Origin of the sequence: Amycolatopsis sp. NPDC004079, from assembly GCF_040610415.1 — a bacterium.
Classification (GTDB): domain Bacteria; phylum Actinomycetota; class Actinomycetes; order Mycobacteriales; family Pseudonocardiaceae; genus Amycolatopsis; species Amycolatopsis halotolerans.
Genome location: NZ_JBEXMH010000011.1, coordinates 174,881 through 193,139, shown reverse-complemented (window position 1 = coordinate 193,139; position 18,259 = coordinate 174,881). Strand labels below are relative to the sequence as shown.

Annotated in this window: 18 protein-coding genes; 10 read left to right on the top strand and 8 right to left on the bottom strand. The window is 69.2% G+C overall.

The window, feature by feature from the left end:
• Window positions 1-139: 139 nt before the first annotated feature.
• Window positions 140-1,408 (bottom strand): cation:proton antiporter, encoded by a 1,269-nt coding sequence (locus ABZX37_RS15005; RefSeq protein ID WP_354739695.1) that lies wholly within the window; start codon window positions 1,406-1,408, stop codon window positions 140-142.
• Between the two features lie 212 nt (window positions 1,409-1,620).
• On the opposite strand from ABZX37_RS15005, the gene ABZX37_RS15000 reads away from it, so the two are divergent.
• From ABZX37_RS15000 to ABZX37_RS14990, 3 genes are read left to right on the top strand one after another with little or no spacing between them, the layout of a single operon-like run.
• Window positions 1,621-2,148 carry a DUF1453 domain-containing protein gene (locus ABZX37_RS15000; protein WP_354739693.1) on the top strand — a complete coding sequence of 176 codons (528 nt, stop codon included), beginning with the start codon at window positions 1,621-1,623 and terminating at the stop codon, window positions 2,146-2,148.
• Between the two features lie 39 nt (window positions 2,149-2,187).
• The gene (locus ABZX37_RS14995) at window positions 2,188-3,270 is read left to right on the top strand and encodes a histidine kinase (RefSeq protein WP_354739691.1); all 1,083 of its coding nucleotides are present in this window, start codon (window positions 2,188-2,190) and stop codon (window positions 3,268-3,270) included.
• The gene (locus ABZX37_RS14990; RefSeq protein WP_354739689.1) at window positions 3,267-3,902 is read left to right on the top strand and encodes a response regulator transcription factor; all 636 of its coding nucleotides are present in this window, start codon (window positions 3,267-3,269) and stop codon (window positions 3,900-3,902) included. The genes ABZX37_RS14995 and ABZX37_RS14990 overlap by 4 nt, the downstream gene beginning before the upstream one ends.
• Window positions 3,903-4,133: 231 nt before the next feature.
• Here ABZX37_RS14990 and ABZX37_RS14985 read toward each other — a convergent pair whose 3' ends face one another.
• The 4 genes from ABZX37_RS14985 to ABZX37_RS14970 form a co-directional block, all read right to left on the bottom strand.
• A complete protein-coding gene (locus tag ABZX37_RS14985; RefSeq protein ID WP_354739687.1) occupies window positions 4,134-4,790 on the bottom strand; it encodes a hypothetical protein in 657 nt (218 codons plus the stop codon).
• Window positions 4,791-4,808: 18 nt separating this feature from the next.
• A complete protein-coding gene (locus ABZX37_RS14980; RefSeq protein WP_354739685.1) occupies window positions 4,809-5,384 on the bottom strand; it encodes a dihydrofolate reductase family protein in 576 nt (191 codons plus the stop codon).
• Window positions 5,385-5,452: 68 nt separating this feature from the next.
• Entirely contained in the window at window positions 5,453-6,355 is a 903-nt protein-coding gene (locus ABZX37_RS14975) for an RNA polymerase subunit sigma-70 (RefSeq protein WP_354739683.1), read from the bottom strand.
• Window positions 6,356-6,362: 7 nt separating this feature from the next.
• Window positions 6,363-7,241 carry a LysR family transcriptional regulator gene (locus ABZX37_RS14970; protein WP_354739681.1) on the bottom strand — a complete coding sequence of 293 codons (879 nt, stop codon included), beginning with the start codon at window positions 7,239-7,241 and terminating at the stop codon, window positions 6,363-6,365.
• A 112-nt stretch (window positions 7,242-7,353) separates the two neighbouring features.
• Between ABZX37_RS14970 and ABZX37_RS14965 the strand changes: the two genes are divergently transcribed.
• From ABZX37_RS14965 to ABZX37_RS14940, 6 genes are read left to right on the top strand one after another with little or no spacing between them, the layout of a single operon-like run.
• Window positions 7,354-8,814 (top strand): aldehyde dehydrogenase family protein, encoded by a 1,461-nt coding sequence (locus ABZX37_RS14965; RefSeq protein WP_354739679.1) that lies wholly within the window; start codon window positions 7,354-7,356, stop codon window positions 8,812-8,814.
• Window positions 8,811-10,463 carry a hypothetical protein gene (locus ABZX37_RS14960; RefSeq protein WP_354739677.1) on the top strand — a complete coding sequence of 551 codons (1,653 nt, stop codon included), beginning with the start codon at window positions 8,811-8,813 and terminating at the stop codon, window positions 10,461-10,463. The genes ABZX37_RS14965 and ABZX37_RS14960 overlap by 4 nt, the downstream gene beginning before the upstream one ends.
• Window positions 10,464-11,453 carry a membrane dipeptidase gene (locus ABZX37_RS14955; RefSeq protein ID WP_354739675.1) on the top strand — a complete coding sequence of 330 codons (990 nt, stop codon included), beginning with the start codon at window positions 10,464-10,466 and terminating at the stop codon, window positions 11,451-11,453. It begins immediately after the preceding gene.
• A complete protein-coding gene (locus ABZX37_RS14950; RefSeq protein ID WP_354739673.1) occupies window positions 11,450-12,142 on the top strand; it encodes a hypothetical protein in 693 nt (230 codons plus the stop codon). Before ABZX37_RS14955 ends, ABZX37_RS14950 begins: the two co-directional genes overlap by 4 nt.
• Window positions 12,139-12,540: a RidA family protein gene (locus tag ABZX37_RS14945; RefSeq protein WP_067584709.1), complete on the top strand. Its 402-nt coding sequence runs from the start codon at window positions 12,139-12,141 to the stop codon at window positions 12,538-12,540. Before ABZX37_RS14950 ends, ABZX37_RS14945 begins: the two co-directional genes overlap by 4 nt.
• Window positions 12,530-13,879, top strand: a complete 1,350-nt coding sequence (locus ABZX37_RS14940) for an MFS transporter (protein ID WP_354739671.1) — start codon at window positions 12,530-12,532, stop codon at window positions 13,877-13,879. Before ABZX37_RS14945 ends, ABZX37_RS14940 begins: the two co-directional genes overlap by 11 nt.
• Window positions 13,880-13,925: 46 nt before the next feature.
• Here ABZX37_RS14940 and ABZX37_RS14935 read toward each other — a convergent pair whose 3' ends face one another.
• Entirely contained in the window at window positions 13,926-14,588 is a 663-nt protein-coding gene (locus tag ABZX37_RS14935) for a fasciclin domain-containing protein (RefSeq protein WP_354739669.1), read from the bottom strand.
• Window positions 14,589-14,652: 64 nt separating this feature from the next.
• A complete protein-coding gene (locus tag ABZX37_RS14930) occupies window positions 14,653-16,170 on the bottom strand; it encodes a molybdopterin-dependent oxidoreductase (RefSeq protein ID WP_354739667.1) in 1,518 nt (505 codons plus the stop codon).
• A 168-nt stretch (window positions 16,171-16,338) separates the two neighbouring features.
• Between ABZX37_RS14930 and ABZX37_RS14925 the strand changes: the two genes are divergently transcribed.
• Window positions 16,339-17,655 carry a PQQ-binding-like beta-propeller repeat protein gene (locus ABZX37_RS14925; RefSeq protein WP_354739665.1) on the top strand — a complete coding sequence of 439 codons (1,317 nt, stop codon included), beginning with the start codon at window positions 16,339-16,341 and terminating at the stop codon, window positions 17,653-17,655.
• Here the strand turns inward: ABZX37_RS14925 and ABZX37_RS14920 are convergent.
• Window positions 17,645-18,133 (bottom strand): DinB family protein, encoded by a 489-nt coding sequence (locus ABZX37_RS14920; RefSeq protein WP_354739748.1) that lies wholly within the window; start codon window positions 18,131-18,133, stop codon window positions 17,645-17,647. The genes ABZX37_RS14925 and ABZX37_RS14920 overlap by 11 nt on opposite strands.
• Between the last annotated feature and the right edge of the window lie 126 nt (window positions 18,134-18,259).

Below are 18,259 nucleotides of genomic sequence, written 5' to 3'. Positions count from 1 at the left end.
GCTTGACCCTTACTCTGCTGGCGGTCACGGAACGCTACGGGAAAATCCGATAGACCACCCGTGCGGGGGAGATTCTCCCGCGAAACCTGTGTAACAGCTGGGAATTACGAAAGCGAGCGGCGGTTACTCTGAGTGTGTTTTACTCGGACTGTCGGTGCGCCCGCGGAGTCATCAACCGGGCGATGAGCGGTGTCGACCCGAGCCCGTGCAGGGCCACGCTGCCGAGGACGCAGACCACCGTCAGCGTCAGCACGAGGTCGCCTGCCTCGCCGGTCAGGCCGTTGATCGCGAGCAGCCCGAAGACGATCGACGTTGTGCCGCGCGGGCCGAGCGCGCCGACGAGGAACCGGTCCCGCAGCGGCATCCGGGTCCGCGTCAGCGACAGCATCACCGGGAGGATCCGCAGGACGGTCAGCGCGAGGAGACAGAACACGACCGGCTCCCACGGCACGCCGAAGGACACCATGACCACCGCGGCCCCGCCGACGACGAACCACATCGCCATCGTCAGGATTCCGGTGACCTCTTCGAGCAGCTGCAGATCCTCCGACGGCCGGGCGAAGTGCTCCCGGGCGGCGCTGTCCGAGGTGCGGAGGTGCCGCGCGGCGAAGGCGCGGTAGACGTAGCGGAAGGCGATCCCGGAGACGAAACAGGCGACGAATCCGTTGCCGTCGATGGCCACAGTGGCCGCGTAGGTCAGCAGGGGAGTCGTCAGGATCGCGATGCGCCGCCCCTGCCCGGAAGTCCAGCCGGAGCGGACGGCGAGGAACAGCAGGAAACCGATCACCGCGCCGATGATCGCGCCGGCGGCGATGGCCTTGAGCGCGAACGGCAACGCGGTCGCGAGCGCTTTTCCTGCGGTATTCGCCGTATTGTCGCTGCGCGCGAGAATGAGTGCGAAGAGGAACAGCGGCGACACCAAACCGTCGTTGTAACCGCTTTCGACGTTCAGCACGCTGCGCACTTGCGGCGTCAGAGTCTTGTCCCGTACGACGCGTTCGGCGGCGGCGAAATCGCTCGGGATGACGATGCACGCGACGATCAGCAGCAACGGCCACGACAGTTCCGGGAAGAACGCCCAGCCGACCAGCATGGCGAGCCCGAGGCTCAGCGGCAGCGCGAGGAACAGCACCCGTGCGACGAGACCGGGCGCGTGTCCCCACAGCCGTCCGCCGCGGACCTCGGTGGCGTCGACGAAAAGCAGCATCGCGAGAATGAGTTCGGCGACGTGCTGCGCGATTTCGGTGTCGAAGAGCTCGAGCAGTTTTCCCGGATTCGCGAACAGCGCGGTCGCGACTCCGCACAGCACCATCAGCACTGGCGCGGCGATGTTCCACCGGTCGAGCTGTTTGGCCGCGAGCGCGCGCATCAGGACCGCGGCCGAGAGGACCAGCAATGCGGGAATCATCGTTTGTCCGGCTCCACGGCTTTTGATCGCGCCCAGCCGTCTTCGGCCGCTGACGCTCCACAGTGTACCGGCGCGGGCGTGCCTTTCCCGGTATTCCGGGTGTACGTCACGTCCACCCTGAATCGGTCGATGGTTGGACGATCCGGCGGGCTCCGCGCCCTAGCGTCGGCGAGGCGGGTGTTCCGGCCCGCCTGACTGAGAAGAAGGCCGCGATGACCGACGCTCTCATCATGGGCGGGATCCTGCTCTCCCTCGTTCTTTTCACCCAGGTGGGCCGCCGTCGGCACAACCTGGTCATGGGCATCACGCCGTTCGTTTCGTGCACCGTCATCGGAGTCCTGTACTTCACCGGAGGCATCTCGCTCACCGGGCCGAACGTGGCGGCCGGCCTGGTCGGGGCCGTCGTCGGGGCGGCCGCCGGCGCGGGGCTGATCGCGACCACCCGGGTGGAGCGCAGTCCGGTCACCGGGCGCGTGCAGACCTGGGCGGGCTGGCCGTACCTGCTGATCTGGCTCGCCGTGCTGGTGGGACGGCTGGTGTTCGTGTGGGCGGTGGAGAACGTCCGCTCGTTCGCCGCGAAGGTCGGCGAGTTCCTGGTCAGCACGCAGCTGGACGAGGACGGCGTCGGCCTGTTCTTCGTGCTGATGGCGCTGGCCATGGTCGCGGTGCGGGCCGGCGGGGTGCTGTGGCGCGCCCGGCGGCTGGACGCCGTCCATGACGTGCGGCCGGTGCGGGTCTGACTACGCTGAGCAGCGAAGAAGCCCAGGGGAGGGGATGCGATGAGTCGGCTGCCGCTGGTGGTGATGCGGCTGCTCACGCCGGTCGTCTTCGTCGCGATCCTCGTCACCGCTCGGCCCGGTGCGGAGTGGGAGTGGGTGCCGTTGGCGGCGTCCGCCGCGAGTGGCCTCGCGTTCGGGCTGCTGGACCTGCGCTGGCCGCGCGCGGCTGGCGTGCTGCTCTCGCTGGCCGCGCTGTTCGGCACGGTCGTGACGGTGGCGGACCAAAGTCTTACCGGGCCGTCGTTGCTCTGCCTGTCCTTGCTGGTGTTGTCCTCGCTGGCGGCGATCCGCCCGGCGGAGATCATCACGGTGGCTGCGGTCGCGGGGGTCGCAGCCACTGTCGGCGGGTATCTCGCCGGGCAGCCGGGCGGGCTCGTGGCGGGGAACGCGCTCGCGGTGGCCGTCGTGGTGCTGCTCGGACTGAACCGGCGGCAGTACCGGGTGCAGGCACGGCAAGCCCGCGACCTGCTGGATCAGACCCGGCTCACCCAGGAAGCTGTGGCCAGGGGCGCGACGCTGGAGGAACGCGCCCGGCTGGCGCGGGAGGTCCACGACATCCAGGCGCATTCGCTCTCGGCGCTGTCGCTGCATTTGCAGGCGGCGGCGCGGCTGGTGGCCGAATTGCCGTCTCCGGACGAAAAACTCGCCGCTTGTGTGCAGAAGGCCGGACAGTTGGCGCAGGACGGCTTGATCGAGACGCGTCGAGCGGTGCACGCGTTGCGCGGTGATCCGATGGCGTTGCCGGAGTTGTTCGGCTCGCTGCCGGACAACGCTTCGATCCAAGTGACCGGCGAGCCGCGCGAACTCCCCGCGGACGTCACCCTGCTGCTCTACCGCACTGTCCAAGAAGGACTTTCCAATGCCCGCAAGCACGCCGCCGGTGCACCAATATCGATTGGACTGTCCTATCTGGACAGTGAGGTGGCGATGACGGTCGTCAACCGGACCGGTTCCGGCAGCGGTCTGCCCGGGGCCGGATACGGCCTGACCGGCTTGCGCGAGCGCGCGGAACTGGTCGGCGGCGAGGTGACCGCGGGCCCGGACGGCGCGGGCTGGCGGTTGTCGGTGAGGATCCCGGCATGACGATCGTGCGCGTGCTCGTGGCCGAGGACCAGCCCGCGGTGCGGGAGGGCCTGGTGCTGCTGGTCGGGCTGCTGCCGGACATCGAGGTCGTCGGACAGGCGGGCGACGGTCTCGCGGCGATCGAGGAAACCGTGCGGCTGCAGCCCGACGTGGTGCTGATGGACCTCGATCTGCCGCGCTGCGACGGGGCCGCGGCGACTCGGCGGATTGTCACGGAGTTGCCCGGCACCCGGGTCGTCGTGCTCACGACTTATGCGGACAGCGCGTCGATCGTGCGCGCGCTGGACGCGGGCGCGGTCGGTTACGTGACCAAGGCGGCGAATGGCGACGAGATCGGCCGGGCGATCCATGCGGCGGCGGCTGGGCAGACCGTGATGGATCTGGCGGTGCAGCGGACGTTGCTGGCCGCGGCCCGGCGTCCGGCCGCGCCGCCGGAGGACGGGCTGACGGCGCGGGAGGTGGACGTGCTGAAACACGTCGCGGCGGGGCGGGGGAACCGGGAGATCGCGCGGGAACTGCAGGTCAGCGAGGCGACAGTGAAGACGCACGTGAACCGGATTTTCGCGAAGACCGGATGCGGGACCCGGGCGCAGGCGGTGCGTTACGCGCACGAGCACGGATACGCGGACTGAGTCACGTCCGAGTCCTTCGACTTGGGCAAACCGCACCTGCAGCGCCGCCTGAAGTCCCCGGCAGTGGTCCGTGAAGGACTCCTTGAGGGAATCATATTCCCCCAAGGAGTCCTTCACGGACCGCAAGACACGGCCACATGGCGGCAAATCGGGCATGCAGGTGCGCCCGGTGTCCTTTGTGGATGGTCAGCGGGCCGAGGTCTCGGAGACAAAGTTCCCGGCATGGGGGACTCAGCGTCCCTCACGGACCTCCGCGAACCAGCCAGCCGGGAAGACCGGAGCCTCCCCAGCCACCGCCCGGCGGCACCATTCCGCGACTGCCTGGCCGACCTCCTCCGGCCCGAGCGCAGACGTGTCGAGCACCGTCATCGCCCACTCCGGACCGGGAGAACGGCCGACCCAGCGGTCCCAGCGCATCTCGGGCCAGGAGTCGTTCGTGACAGCTTCCGGAAGGTGTCCGGGATCGTGCGCGTGCGCGCGAAGCCACGCCGCGAATGCTTGATTCGCGTGGCTCGGCTCGCCGCGGCGGGCGAGCCGAGCCAGGTGGGCCTCGTCGCTGAGGTCGAGCCGAGCCAGGTGGGCCTTGTCGCTGAGGTCGAGCAGGCAGGCGGCGATGTCGATCCGGTCGGCACTCGGCGCGGCCAGCGCTTCGCCGAGCGGCACCGGATCGCCGGCCAGCAGCAGATGCCTGCCCTCGGCTTCGAGCGCGATCGCGCGTCGCACCGCGACTTCCACCCGCTCCTGCCGCCACGCGACGGTCTGCACGGCCGGGATCGGGCCGAGCGTGCTCAGTTCGGCGTTCTCGTACGTGTCGTCGAGCAGCTGCCGCGCGTGCAAGCGAGCGGTGGTTTTGCCGACGCTGGACGCGCCCGAAACGAGCAGCAACATGGCCAGCGACGGTACGGCCTACCGCCCGGAGCCCTCCACTGAATTTTCGCGCACATACCGCGAAAGCGTCGCCGCGCCAACGCGTTCGGCCGACACGCATTCCAGGTGGGCGGGTCCGGTGCCGTCCGGGAAAAGGCGGGTCCCGGTGCCCAGGACGGTGGGGAAGGTCAGCAGCCGGTACTCGTCGACCAGGTCGGCTGCCATCAGGGTGTGCACGACGCTCAGGCTGCCGGTGACGACGATGTCGCGCTCTTCCCGCTTCACCGCGTCCACCAGGTCGCCGTCGAGAACCGAGGAGTTCTGCCACGCGCTGGTGTCGGTCAGAGTGCTGGTGGCGACCAGCTTGGCCGCGGCGTTCATCCGCTGCGAGAACGGGTCGTCGCGGTGCGGCCAGAGGTTCGAGAACAGCTGCCAGGTCTTGCGGCCGAGCAGCAGTACGCCGTCGTCCAGCGTGCTCCCGAGCCGGAATTTGTCACCCGCGACGGACTCCGGGCCGTGCCGGAAGGCCCAGCCGCCGCCGGGGGTGCCGGAGGAGCCGTCCGGGTCGGACGAGATGCCGTCGAGGGTGGTGAAGGCGATGACGATGACGCTCATGGCGGAGATCCCTTCAATCGGTGTCGCCAGTACTTACCGGCGGCCCCGCCCGAACTCATCGCTCCCGGCTAAAAAATCTTCGGCGGCAGGTCGAACGCCTCGAAAACGCGCGGATCGGCGAAGACGACGTTGTGCGAAATCCGCCCGCCGGTCACCGTGAAGACCTGCAGGGTGTGCAGCTGCCCGTCGGGCGTGTAGGCGGCGAGCGCGGGCTGCCCGTTGGCGGTCAGCCCGCGGACGCTCCAGCCGACTCCGCGCATCTCGAACACCCGGTGCATGAACCGGCCGTAGTCGTCGGTGCCCTGGAACCAGAGCGGCACCGGCGGCATCTCCAGGATCGCGTCGTCGGTGAGCAGCTTGACGAGCGCCTCGACGTCGGCGGCCTCGAAGGCTTCCGCGTACCGGTCGATCACGGCTTGGGTTTCCGCGTCGTCCGGCTCGGCGACCTCGTCCATTGCGCCCGCGTCGGCGAGGGCAGCGCGGGCTCGTTGCAGCGCGCTGTTGACGGCCGGAACGGTGGTCTCCAGCTGCGTCGCGACCTCGGCCGCGCTGAACTCGAGCACCGACCGGAGCACGACGACCGCCCGCTGCTTCGCCGGGAGTACTTGCGTGGCGGCGACCCACGCCAGCCGCAGTCCGGCGCGGGTGTCGGCCTCGCAGCGTGCGTCGGGGAACGGCTGCAGCCACGGGATGTCCGTCGCCGGTTGCAGCGGCGCGCCCGGATCGTCGCTGGCGGCGCCGAGGCCGGACGGCAACGGCCGACGCGCACGGCCCTCAAGGGCGGTCAGGCAGACGTTGGTCGCGATCCGGTACAGCCAGGTCCGCACCGAAGCGCGGGCCGAGTCGTACCGGTCGCGGGCCTTCCACGCGCGCAGCAGCGTTTCCTGCACCAGGTCCTCGGCCTCGTGGAACGAGCCGACCATCCGGTAGCAGTAAGCGGTCAGTTCGCCGCGGTGCGCTTCGAAGTCCACCGGGACATCATCGGGCACGCGCGACGCTGAGGAAACGGTCGACCACCGGGTTGTTTTCGTGATCGGTGCGCGAGATCGCCGAGACGGTCGAGAACGCGCCGGCGTCGGTGAGCGCGAGATAGCGCAGTCCGGGCAACTGCAAGGCGCGCAGGGCGTTCGGCACGATCGCGATGCCGGTGTCGGCCGCGACGAGGCCGAGCATCGTCGGGAATTGGACGGCCTCCTGGACCACTCGCATGCGGAATCCGGCGCGCAGGCACAGCGTCTCGATGTGGTCGTGCAGCCGCGAGACGCGCGTGCGCGGGAAGGCGAGGAAGGGCTCGTCGGCCAGCTCCGCCATCTCGACGGTTTCGTTGTCCGCCAACGGATGCGTCTCGGACACGGCCACGATCAGCCGTTCGCGGCCCAGCGGGTGCACGGTCAGTCCGGCGGCTTCGCCGACCTCGCGCGCGATGCCGACGTCGAGCTGGCCGTCGCCGAGTGCGGCGATCTGCGCGTCGGTGGTCGATTCAGTCAGTTCGAAACGGACATTCGGCCATTGCCGCCGCATTTCCAGCACTGTGGCGGGAACGATTTCGAGCGCGGCCGAGCTGACGAACCCGATCCGCAGCAGCCCGAGTTCGCCGCGCGCGGCGTGCGCGACGGCGGTGAGGGCGTGCTGGCTGCCCGCGAGCACGCGACGGCCCTCGGTGAGCAGCACGCGGCCCGGTTCGGTCAGCTCGACACTGCGCGTGGTCCGCAGGAGCAGCCGCACGGACAGCTCTTTCTCCAGCTTCGCGATCTGCTGGCTGAGCGCGGGCTGGGCGAGGTGCAGCCGTTCGGCCGCGCGACGGAAACTGCGTTCCTCGGCGACCGCGACGAAGTAGCGAAGCTGGCGGAGTTCCACGCCGGTGATAATGGTTCCTTATCAGTGCGTAGGCAATAGATACTTCACTCTGTGTTCCGCGCGACTTAGCGTCATGGACGACAAGCACCGTCGCGAACGTCGAGGAGCACCCGTGGATCACGCATTGTCGTTGCAGCACTTCGTAGCGGGACGGTGGGTTCCCGGCGACGGACCGGTCGCGCAGAGTGTCGACCCGGCGGATCCGGCGCAGATCGTGGCCGAGTACCGGACGGCCGGTCCGGAGCTGCTCGACGAGGCGGTGCGCGCGGCCGTGGCGGCGCAGCCGGAGTGGGACCGCCAGGGCACCATCGCCCGCGGCCTCGTGCTGCGGCGGGCCGCGGAACTGCTCGCCCAGCGCGCCGAATCGGTGGCCGCGCTGATGACCCGCGAGCAGGGCAAGACGCTGGCGGAGTCGCGGGGCGAGGTGGCTGCGTCGGTCGAGACGCTGCACTATCACGCGGGCCGGGCGCGCAGTGCCGACGGCGTGCTCTACCCGTCCGGCAACCCGGACGAGGTGGTGCGGACCGTGCGCCGTCCGCTCGGTGTCGTCGGCGTGATCACGCCGTGGAACTTCCCGGTGCAGATCCCGGCGTGGAAGCTGGCTCCCGCGCTGCTGTGGGGCAACGCGGTGGTGTGGAAGCCGGCCAGCGACACGGTCGCGCTGGCGGTGGCGTTCGCCGAGATCCTCATCGAGGCCGGGGTGCCGGACGGCGTGCTCAACCTGCTGCTCGCGCCCGGTTCGCTCGGCGCGGAGCTGGTGGAACGGCCGGAGCTGTCCGGCGTCACCTTCACCGGGTCGGTGCCGGTCGGCCGGGCGATCCAGGCCGCGGTCGTGCCGCGCGGGGCGAAGGTGCAGCTTGAACTCGGCGGGCACAGCGCGGCGATCGTCCTGCCCGACGCGGACCCGGCGGAGGCGGCAGCGGCGCTGGTCACGGCGTCGATGAGCGGCACCGGGCAGAAGTGCACGGCCGCTCGCCGGATCATCGCGGTCGGCGAGGCCTATGACCGCTTGGTCGCTGAGCTGTCCGCGCGGGTCAAGGGCCTTGTCGTCGGGCCGGGGACGACGCCGGGAGTCGAGATCGGACCGTTGGTGTCCGCGCGGGCGGCGGAAGAGGTCGAGGGCGCGATCCAGCAGGCGGTGGACGAGGGCGCGACTGTGCTGGCCCGCGCGGATTCCCCGCAGGGCGGTGCGTTCGTCGCGCCGACGCTGCTGGCCGGGACGCCCGAACTGACGATCAGTCAGGAGGAAGTATTCGGCCCGGTCGCCACCGTGCTGCGCGCCGCCGACCTGGACGAGGCGATCCGGCTCGCGAACGGCACCCGCTTCGGGCTCACCGCGGCGGTGTTCACCGACGACGAGCGCGCGGTACGGCAGTGCCTGCGCGATCTGGACGCGGGCATCGTGAAGGTCAACGCGCCGAACACCGGGTCCGAGGTGCACGCTCCGTTCGGCGGCCTCAAGGATTCGTCGTTCCCCGCGCCTCGCGAGCAGAACGGCGAATCCGCCGCGGAGTTCTTCACCTGGACCAAGACCGCGTACCTGCGGACGTCCGCGCCTCGGGACCGATCGTGACCCGGCCCGCGGACACGGCGCTCGCCCCGGCGGAACTGGGCGCCGCCCGCTACACCCGGCACAGCTTCGCGCGGTCGTTCCTCCGCCAGGCGGCTCGGGAGCGCTGGACGGTCTCCACCGTTCGCTGGGAGTTCGACGACAACGGTCACGGCGAAGCGGTCTACCGGATCGACGCCGACGGCACGCTGCTGCACTTCGCGGTGTTTTCCACTGTGCTGCAGGAAAACGAGCGCACTGACCGCGTGATCGCGAAGCGGTGGGATGTCACGGCTGCCCTGGTGGAAGGCCCAGTTCCGGAGGACCGGCTGGCCGAGCTGCGTCGTGAAGTACCACGGCAGGAAGCTGGCCGGGCCGACGCCGCGACGCTGGTGTGGACCCGGGCCAACCGGAGCGAGCGGTTCTTCGAATACGTCGTAGCTCAACTGGCGAGTGGTGGTCAGCCAGACTGTGTCACGATGGGCGACGCTTGCTACATCCTGCGCAGCACTGCCTTCTACAGCAACGGAAAGTTCGGTCTCGCCGACTTCGACCGGGTTGCCGAAGTTCCGCCGCTGCGGGTGCCGTATCGGGCGCAAATGCTCGCCGCGTGGTTGCTGCGCGAGTTCAGCTACGACCTTGTCGAGCACTGTGCCGCCCGGCGAAACCCTGCTGCGGCAAAGCTTTCCGGCGACTGGCGGCGATACCTCGGCCTGGGCAACGCGACCGGGCTCGGCATGGTCCCGTTCGTGGTGAACCATCCGAGCATCCTCGACGCGTGGTGCTCGGCGCGGGAACTGCCGCTGGCCCATGCCCTCGACGCGGAAGCCGACCCTGGTTCCGTACGGCGGGCGAGCGAACTGCTCGACCGCGCCCGCCGCTATTTCCGCGAACGCGACACCCTGACGACCGCGCCGTACCTGACCTGCCCGGAGCTGGCCGAACGGCTCGACGGAATCGCCTCTCTGCTCGGCGAATTCCCGGCGGGCGGCTTCCGCTGGCGGGATCTCGACGACCGGGCCGCGGAGTTCGGCGCCGAGGCCCGGGCGGTGCTGCACACCGTCCTGGTCGAACTGGACGACTCGCTCGACGCGGAGATCGAGCACCTGCTGACCTGCGACCAGCGGCGGCGCGTCGAGATCGCCCAGACCTGCGGACAGTTGCGCGACCTGCTGGCCGACCGGTACGACTGGACCCGCGAATTCGACTTCACCGACCCGAACGAACAGGCGAGGTTCTGGTTCTCCGCGGAGGACAACGAAGAACCGCGACGCGGCAAACGCGGCCAGGACCCGGGCGAATCGATGGAGCATCCGATCGACATCGCCCGCGCCGTGCACGCCCTCCGGCACGACCTGGCCGCCGCCGACGCCGACCGTTCGGCAGCGGAGTTCCTGCTGGAATTCCCCTGGCATCGCGGCATTGTCGCGCGCGTGCAGTCCGTCGCCGGGCTCCGCTACGGCGAGGTCCGCGCGAACCTGCTCGCCGACGATTTCCTTCCGCTGCACCTGCAGCGGTTCCAGCTGGCCCTCTACGGCATGGAGAACTACAGCCCGCAGTCGACCGACTGGTTGCGCGTCACGCTGTTCTCGGGCGCGCCCCGGGCGAGCGACGTCGAGTCCGGTGTGGACGACGACTGGCTGTTCACCCGCAAGCCCGGAAAGGAGTCCTGAGTGGACCCCCTGGAGCACGGCGACCTCACTGTCGTCGACGGACTGCAGATCAACAACTGGGACCGCAAAGTCCTGGAGGAACTGAAAGCGGGCGGCGTCACCGGCGTCAACGCGACGTGTGCGGTCTGGGAAGGCCCGCAGGAAACGCTGCGCGCGGTCGCGGATTGGTACGAACTCGCACGGGACAACGCCGATCTGGTCGTCCTCGCGGAGAACGCCGACGACATCCGGAAAGCGAAGAGCGACGGCAGGCTCGCCGTGCTGCTCGGCTTCCAGAACACCTCGCCGTTCGGCGACGACTACCGGATGGTCGAGGTGTTCCACCGCCTCGGCGTCCGCATCGCGCAGCTGACCTACAACATCCAGAACCTCGTCGGCGGCGCCTGCTACGACGAGCACGATTCCGGGCTCACCGCGTATGGCCGGTTCATCGTCGCGGAAATGAACCGCGTCGGGATGCTGGTCGACTTGTCGCACGTCGGGAATCGCACCAGCCGCGACGCCATCGACGCCTCGGCCGGACCGGTCGCGATCACGCACGCGAACCCGTTGTCCTTCGCGGATTCGCCGCGCAACAAGCCGGACGACGTCATCGACGCCCTCGCCGCGCGCGGCGGCGTGCTCGGCTGTTGCTTGTACCCCAACGTGATCGGCGGCGAGAAGACCACCCGGCGGCAGTTCTGCGAAATGGTCGCCGGACTGGTGGAGAGGATCGGGCCGGACCACGTCGCGCTCGGCAGCGACTGCACGCGGAACTGGTCACAGGACTACGTCGCGTGGCTGCGCAACGGCCGGTGGCGGCCCGCGTCTGCGGTGCCGGTGGAACCGCAGTGGCCGGTGTGGCCGGACTGGTTCGGCGGACCGGCCGATTTCCCCGTCCTCACCGAGGGGCTGCTGGAAGTGGGCCTGGACGAAACCGCGGTGGCGCAGGTGCTGGGCGGCAACTGGCTCCGGCTGTTCGACACGGTGTTCCCTGGAGCCGGGCAATGACCGCGGCGAGGGCCGAGCGCGTTTCGGCCGCCGAAGCCATGCTCACCCGGGTGTCCGTGCGGGAGATCCACGAGGTTGCGCTACGCGCATTGCGGGCTTCGGGGCTCAGCAGCGGCGAGGCGGAGTATCTGGCCGAGATTATCGCGTCTGCTGAGGTCCACGAGAGCGCCGGTCTCGACGCCTTGGCCACCGAGACGGCACGCGTTCCGGCTGGACGGGTGGGGCTGCGGCTCGAACATTGCGACGGTTACGCCGTCGCGCACGACCCGGCTTCGCGCGGTCCGCTGCAGGCGTTCGTGCCGGCGTGCGAAACGGCTGCGGTGGTGGGCACGTTGGTCGTGCCTGGAATGGCGGGAGCCCCGGCGCTGGACTGGGCCGCGCTGGACATCGCCGAACGGGCGGGCCGGGCACTGTCCCTTGCGGACGGTGGAGAACGCACTGTGGTTACTCCGGACGGGGATCTGCTCCGGCTTCCCGCTGCGGCCGAGCCGCGTCCGCCGGTCGCGGGATTGGTGATCCGCCCGCTGTCCGACGTTCCCGCCGGGGAAGTCATTTCCACCGCGGCGGAACGAAAGCGGCGGTATCGCGAAGCGGTCGCCCATGGCGTGTCCGTGAAAACTCCACTGTGGACTCTCGCGTATTCGATCGCGCGCGGGTTCCTGATTCCGGACCACCGGGAGGGCCGATGACCTCGCGCGAATTGGTAGCGCATCCGCACGGACCGCGCCCGTACGCCGGTGCCGCTGTCTTCGGCGGAGTGATTTGGGCGTGCGGGCAGGTTCCCGCGCGCCGGGACGGCAGCGTCCCGGAAGAAATCGACGAGCAGGTGCGGGTGGCCCTCGACAATCTCGAGGACACCTTGCGGGCCGCGGGAGGGAGCCTGCGCACGCTGCTCAAACTGACGGTGTTCCTCGCCGATCTCGGCGAGTTCGACGCCTACCACCAGGCTTACCTCGACCGTTTCGCCGGCATCGACCTGCCGCCGCGGACCACGGTCCAGGTCGCCGGATTCCGGGGGACGAAACGCATCGAGATCGACGCCGTGGCGGCGGTCGGCAGCGAGGAGACCAATCGACATGAAGACTGACCGCGCACCGGAAACCGCCGGCTCTGTTGTTCGCGCGACCCTGGATTCCGCCAAGCTCAACGGATTCCACCGCAAACTGGCGCTGTATTCCTCCGGCGGGCCGTTCCTGGACGGCTACATCCTCAGCATCATCGGCATCGCGCTGGTGCAGATCGGCCCGCAGTGGCAGATGGACTCGCTGTGGTCCGGCCTGATCGGCGCGTCCGCGCTGGTCGGCGTGTTCATCGGGGGAGCGGTGTTCGGCCCGCTCACCGACCGCATCGGCCGGAAGCTGATGTACACGATCGACCTGATCGCGATCATCGTCTGCTCGGTGCTGCAGTTCTTCGTCGCCGACGCGGCGCAGTTGTTCGTGCTGCGGCTGCTGATCGGCGTCGCGGTGGGCGCGGACTATCCCATCGCCACCGCGCTGGTCACCGAGTTCGCGCCGAAGGCGTGGCGGGCGCGGCTGGTCGGCGGGCTGAACGCGATGTGGTTCGTCGGCGCGACGGTCGCCGCCTTCGTCGGGTTCTTCCTGCTCAACGTGGACCAGGGCTGGAAGTGGATGCTGCTGTCCTCGGCGGTGCCCGCGCTGCTGATCGTGATCGCCCGGACCAGCATCCCGGAATCGCCGCGCTGGCTGCACAGCAAGGGCCGCGACGCCGAAGCGCTGGAAGTGCTGCGCACGACCATCGGCGAGCACGCGACGCTGGACGACCTGCCGGAAGCCGAGACCAAAACCCCGATGTCCGCGTTGTGGCGCCGCGGATACCTCAAGCGGGTCATCTTCATCTCGATCTTCTGGACCTGCACCGTGGTCCCGCTGTTCGCGATCTACGCGTTCGGGCCGCGGATTCTCGAACTGTTCAACCTCGGCGGCGGCAATCTGTCGCACCTCGGGTACGGGCTGATCAATTTCTTCTTCTTCGTCGGAAACATCGCCGCGCTGCTGCTGGTGGACCGGCTCGGCCGTCGCCCCGTGCTGATCTGGGGCTTCGCGATTTCCGCCGCCGGGCTGTTCTACCTTGGCCTGCAGCCGGGCGCCGCGCTGTGGTTGATCGCGTTGGCTTTCGCGGTGTACGCCGTGTTCAACGGCGGACCGTCCATTTTGGAATGGATCTACCCGAACGAACTGTTCCCGACTGAGGTTCGTGCCTCGGCGGTGGGGCTGTGCACCGGGATCAGCCGGATCGGCGCGGCGGTCGGCACGTTCGCGACGCCGTGGTCGCTGACCAATCTCGGGCTGTCGGCCACGATGTACATCGCCGCCGGTATTGCCGCATTGGGTGCGATTGTGAGCGCGTTCATGGCTCCCGAAACGAAGAACGTCGATCTGCACGTCGCTTCTTCGCTCAGCTGAAGGAAAACCGGGCCCGGCGCTGGGGAGGCGCGCCGGGCCCGGTGGCTCAGTTCTTGTTCGTGCCCGGGGTGAGCACCTTGTCGATGACGAAAACGGTCGCGTTCTTGGTCGGGATGTTCCCGCACAGGATCTTCGCGCCGTTGACCGTCAGGTTGTCGCCGGAACCCTCGATCTTCAGCGGCCCGCCCCCCGCGTTCAGCGAGGTCAGGGTGCCGGCTTGTTCGAGGCCCTTGGCGTCGTAGCGCTTTCCGACGACGTGGTACTGCAGGATCGGCGCGAGCTGGTTCGGGTTGGCCGCCAGCTCCTTGAACTTCGCGTCGCCGAGGGCGTTGAACGCCGGGTCGGCCGGGGCGAAGACGGTGATCGCCTGCTGGCTGTTGAGCGTGTCGACCAGGTTGGTGGCCTTGACCGCCGCGACCAGCTTCGTGAGCAGCGGGTTCGTCGAGGCGGCGGACGCGACCGGCTGCGGGCCCATCGAGTCGAGCGAACCCGGCGCGCTGCCCTGCGGGAGCTGGGAACAGGCGGGACCGAAGACCTGGTCGTTGGTGGTGACGCCGGAGCTGCTGCTGGACATCGGCGCCGAGGACGGCATCGACGAGGGCATTGCCGACGAGGAGCTGCTCGAGGCGTTGTTGTCGGTGCTGCTGCCGCACGCGGTGAGGGCGAGAGCAGCGACGGCACCGATACCGGCGAGGCGAAGGGACTTCACGGCAATTCTCCGTTCACAGTGGACTGTTCTTCAGGTATTCGGCACCGGATCGGATCCGGATTGGTCAGGAAGCGATAAAAGTCGTGGAATGCCAGCCGGTCGCTCCGTCGGGCACGGTGCCGGCGCGGGCTTCGGTCTGCGTATAGCCGGATTTGTCGGTCGCCCGCACGAAAACCTGGTGCGTACCGGGCTTCACGGAAATCTGCGTCCACCACATCCGCCAGGTGTTCGGGTTCACCTCGGCGGACAACGTGGCCGGTTGCCAGGACCCACCGTCCACTTTGATCTCCACCTTGGCGATTCCGGTGTGCTGCGCCCAGGCGACGCCAGCGATCCGCGCAGTGCCGGACGGAACCGTCGCGAAGCCCTTGGGCGTGTCGATCCGCGATTCGGTCTTGATCGGCGCCTGCTCGCCCCAGCCGCGGCGGAGCCAGTACGCCTGCCGGGCCTTCCAGGTGGTGACCTCGATGTCCACCACCCATTTGACGGCCGAGACATACCCGTAAAGCCCGGGAGTGACCAGCCGCGCGGGAAAGCCGTGCTCCAGCGGCAACGGTTCGCGGTTCATGCCGAGCGCCAGCATCGCGCCCCGCGAACGATCCAGTGCGGCGGCGACCGGCGTACCGGACGTCCAACCGTCCACACTGGAGCAGAACAACTGCTCCGCACCCGGCTGTACCCCGGCCTCCGCCAGCAGATCGGCGAGATCGACCCCGATGAAGTTCGAAGTGGACACATAATCGCCACCGACCTCATTGGACACGCACGTCATCGTCACGGTGCGCTCGACCAGCGGCCGGTCGCGGAGATCGCGGTATCGGTACCGCATTTCCCGCTCGACCATCCCGTGGATCCGCAGGCTCCAATCCTCGGTTCGCACCTGCGGAACGGACAACGCGGTGTCGACGCGATAGAAGTCCCGGTTCGGCGTGAGGAACGGCGGGGTCCCGAGCTTGGCGAAATCCGCGTCGGCAGGGATCGGCGGGGCCGAAACCGCGGGTACGAGCTGGCCTACCGCCGCCCGGGAGGCGGTCGCGTCCCGGGTTCCGCTGATCAGCTGCCCCGCGCCGCCGAGCACTCCGGCTCCGACCACGGTGCCGACACTGCCGAGCAGGAACGATCTGCGGGTGGAGTCCGTCGCCTGCTGCCGTGCGGCGATCCGGTGCAGCAGCAGGAAAACCGCCACCCCCACGACCAGGCTGACCAGGGGAGCCAGCAACGCCACCGCCGTCAGATCCGGCCGCGCCGCCACCGCGACCCCGCCGATCAGTCCAAACGCGACAATGATCGCGACTCCCGGCCACTGCGATCGCCGAGACAGCAACCCGGCCGCGGCGGACACGAGCACCAGCACCGCCGCCATGCCGCCGAGCAGGACCGCTTTGTCGTAGGTGCCGAAGGTCCGTACCGCGAAGTCCTTCAGCGGCAGCGGCGTCAGATCGATGGCCCCGTTCCCGACCGCGAGGTACGGCGAAGCGTTGACATTGCCGAACGACGCCGCCAGATGTCCGGCGGCCAGCGCCGAGACCAGGGCGAGGACGCCGCAGAGCGCCGCCGGAAGGAGCCGCGGTCGGGAGGTCATGCCAGGCATTCGCGGCCGGACCGGTCGCGGATGGGTCGCCGTTGCTCACCCGTACGGGTCGCCTTTTTCGCGGTATTTGCATGATCTCGTGCACATGCGGCCGTTTCGTCGGCTAAGTTCCCCGACGACTCCGAATGGAGCAGCGATTCGGGAGAACGGGGACAACCGATGCGGCGAATACTGAGCGTTGCGGCCGGTCTGGGCATGCTGGCCCTCACGGCCGCGTGCGGCGGCGGATCCCTGCCGACCACCCTGCCCACCGACCAGGCCGGGCAGCAGCCGCCTGCCTCGTCCGCCCAGCCCGAGGCGGTGACCGCCGACCCGCCGCTGGCCTTCGACACCGGCAGGGGCGTCACGCTGCCCCGCACGTCGCTGCAGTCGAACCTGGGCGGCTCCGTGACGTCGAAATTCATGACGCTGCGCGACCGCACCGGCTACATCATCGCCCCCGAATCGCTGAGCGCGGTCGACGTCCTGACCGGCCGCGAGAAGTGGAACATCAAGATCGAAGGCCCGGCCGCGGACCCGAACGCGCACAACGGCCCATTCGTCGAGCAGAGCGGTCCGCGTCCGCCGCTCGTCACGGACAAACTGGCCGTCGGAGCCGTCCCGCTGCGGATGCCCGAGCAGGGCACGACGCCGGGCTACCTCGCACTCGCCGTGATCGCGGTGAACCCCGAAACCGGGGCCAAGGCCTGGCAGGCGAACACCAAGATCGCCGACGACCAGTACGGGATCAGCGGCGAGCGCTCGGTCACGCACGTCGTCGCGGCCACCGACAAGGCGGTGGTCGCCAGCTTCACGCAGTCGGAGGGCAACCTCACCGTCGGACTGGACCCGGCGACCGGGAAACAGCTGTGGGAACGCAAGAAATTCGACGCGGGCAGCGTGAACGGCGACCTCGTGGTCGGCGTCGACTCCAACGTGGCCGAGAACTCCTCGATGGTCCAGGCGACCGCTCTCGACGTCGCGACCGGTGAGCAGAAGTGGGTCGCCGCCGCCAAATCGAGCGCGGTCGAGATCCTGCGGGGAGACCCGGCGATGGTGGTCCTGAAAGCGAATGAGTACAGCAGCGGCCACGCGTTCCTGAAGTTCCTCGACGCGGCGACGGGCGCGGAGAAGTTCTCCGTGGAAGGCACCCGCAACCTGGGCCCGGACCGCTACGGCGACTGCCTCTACGACGAGCAGTCGGTGCTCGCCTGCACCGACTCCGGCGTGCTCACCGCCTACGACGCCAAGGCCGGGACCAAGCTGTGGAGCCTCCCGGACCAGGCCGCGAACCGCGTCCCGCCGGGCGGCCTGACCGTCGCGTGGCACGGCGCGCTTTACGGCTACACCAACGGAAGGCAGCCGATCGTCCTCGACGCCAAGACCGGAAAGGACCTCTCCACCGACGTCGGCTACGTGCCGGACTGGGTGAGCAAGTACGCCGCGGCCGGTGTCGACAAGGACGGCGTGCCCAAGGCGTACCCGGTCAAGAAGTAGCTCCGTCCGCTGCGAGGATCTGCTCGCGGATGATGTCCGCGTGGCCGCAGTGCTGCGCCAGCTCGCGCAGAACGTGCAGGTAGACGAACTGCAGCGGCAACGGGCCGCGCCGGTTGCCAGGCAGGACGCTGGTCAGCTCGAGCGACGCGGTGGCCTGGCGGGCGTTCTCGCACGCTTCGCGGTGCGCCTGCTGGACGGACGCGATCGTGTCGCCGTCGGCGAGGGCGAACGATTCGTCGGGAGTGGCCGGGATCCCGATCTCGGCGCGCGTACGGCCGGTGACGGCTTCGTCGAACCAGACCTTCTCGACGAAGGTCACGTGTTTGACCAGCCCGAGCAACGTGGTCCGCGACGGCACGAGCGACCGGCGGGCCTGCTCCTCGGTGAGTCCGTCGAGGCAGCGCTGGAGCGCCTCGCGGTGCTCGTCGATGAAGAATTCCAGCTGTTTCTTGGCGGTGCTGTCGATCACTGATTCCATGGGCACCGGTCCAGCTTGCCGGATCGCCGCGGCCCGGCACAGTCCCCGGCCGGACGCACGCCGCTGCGCGACTGCCAGAGCGATACCCGGGCTAGAACGCGAGAAAGGCTGGCCGGTCCCCGGGAG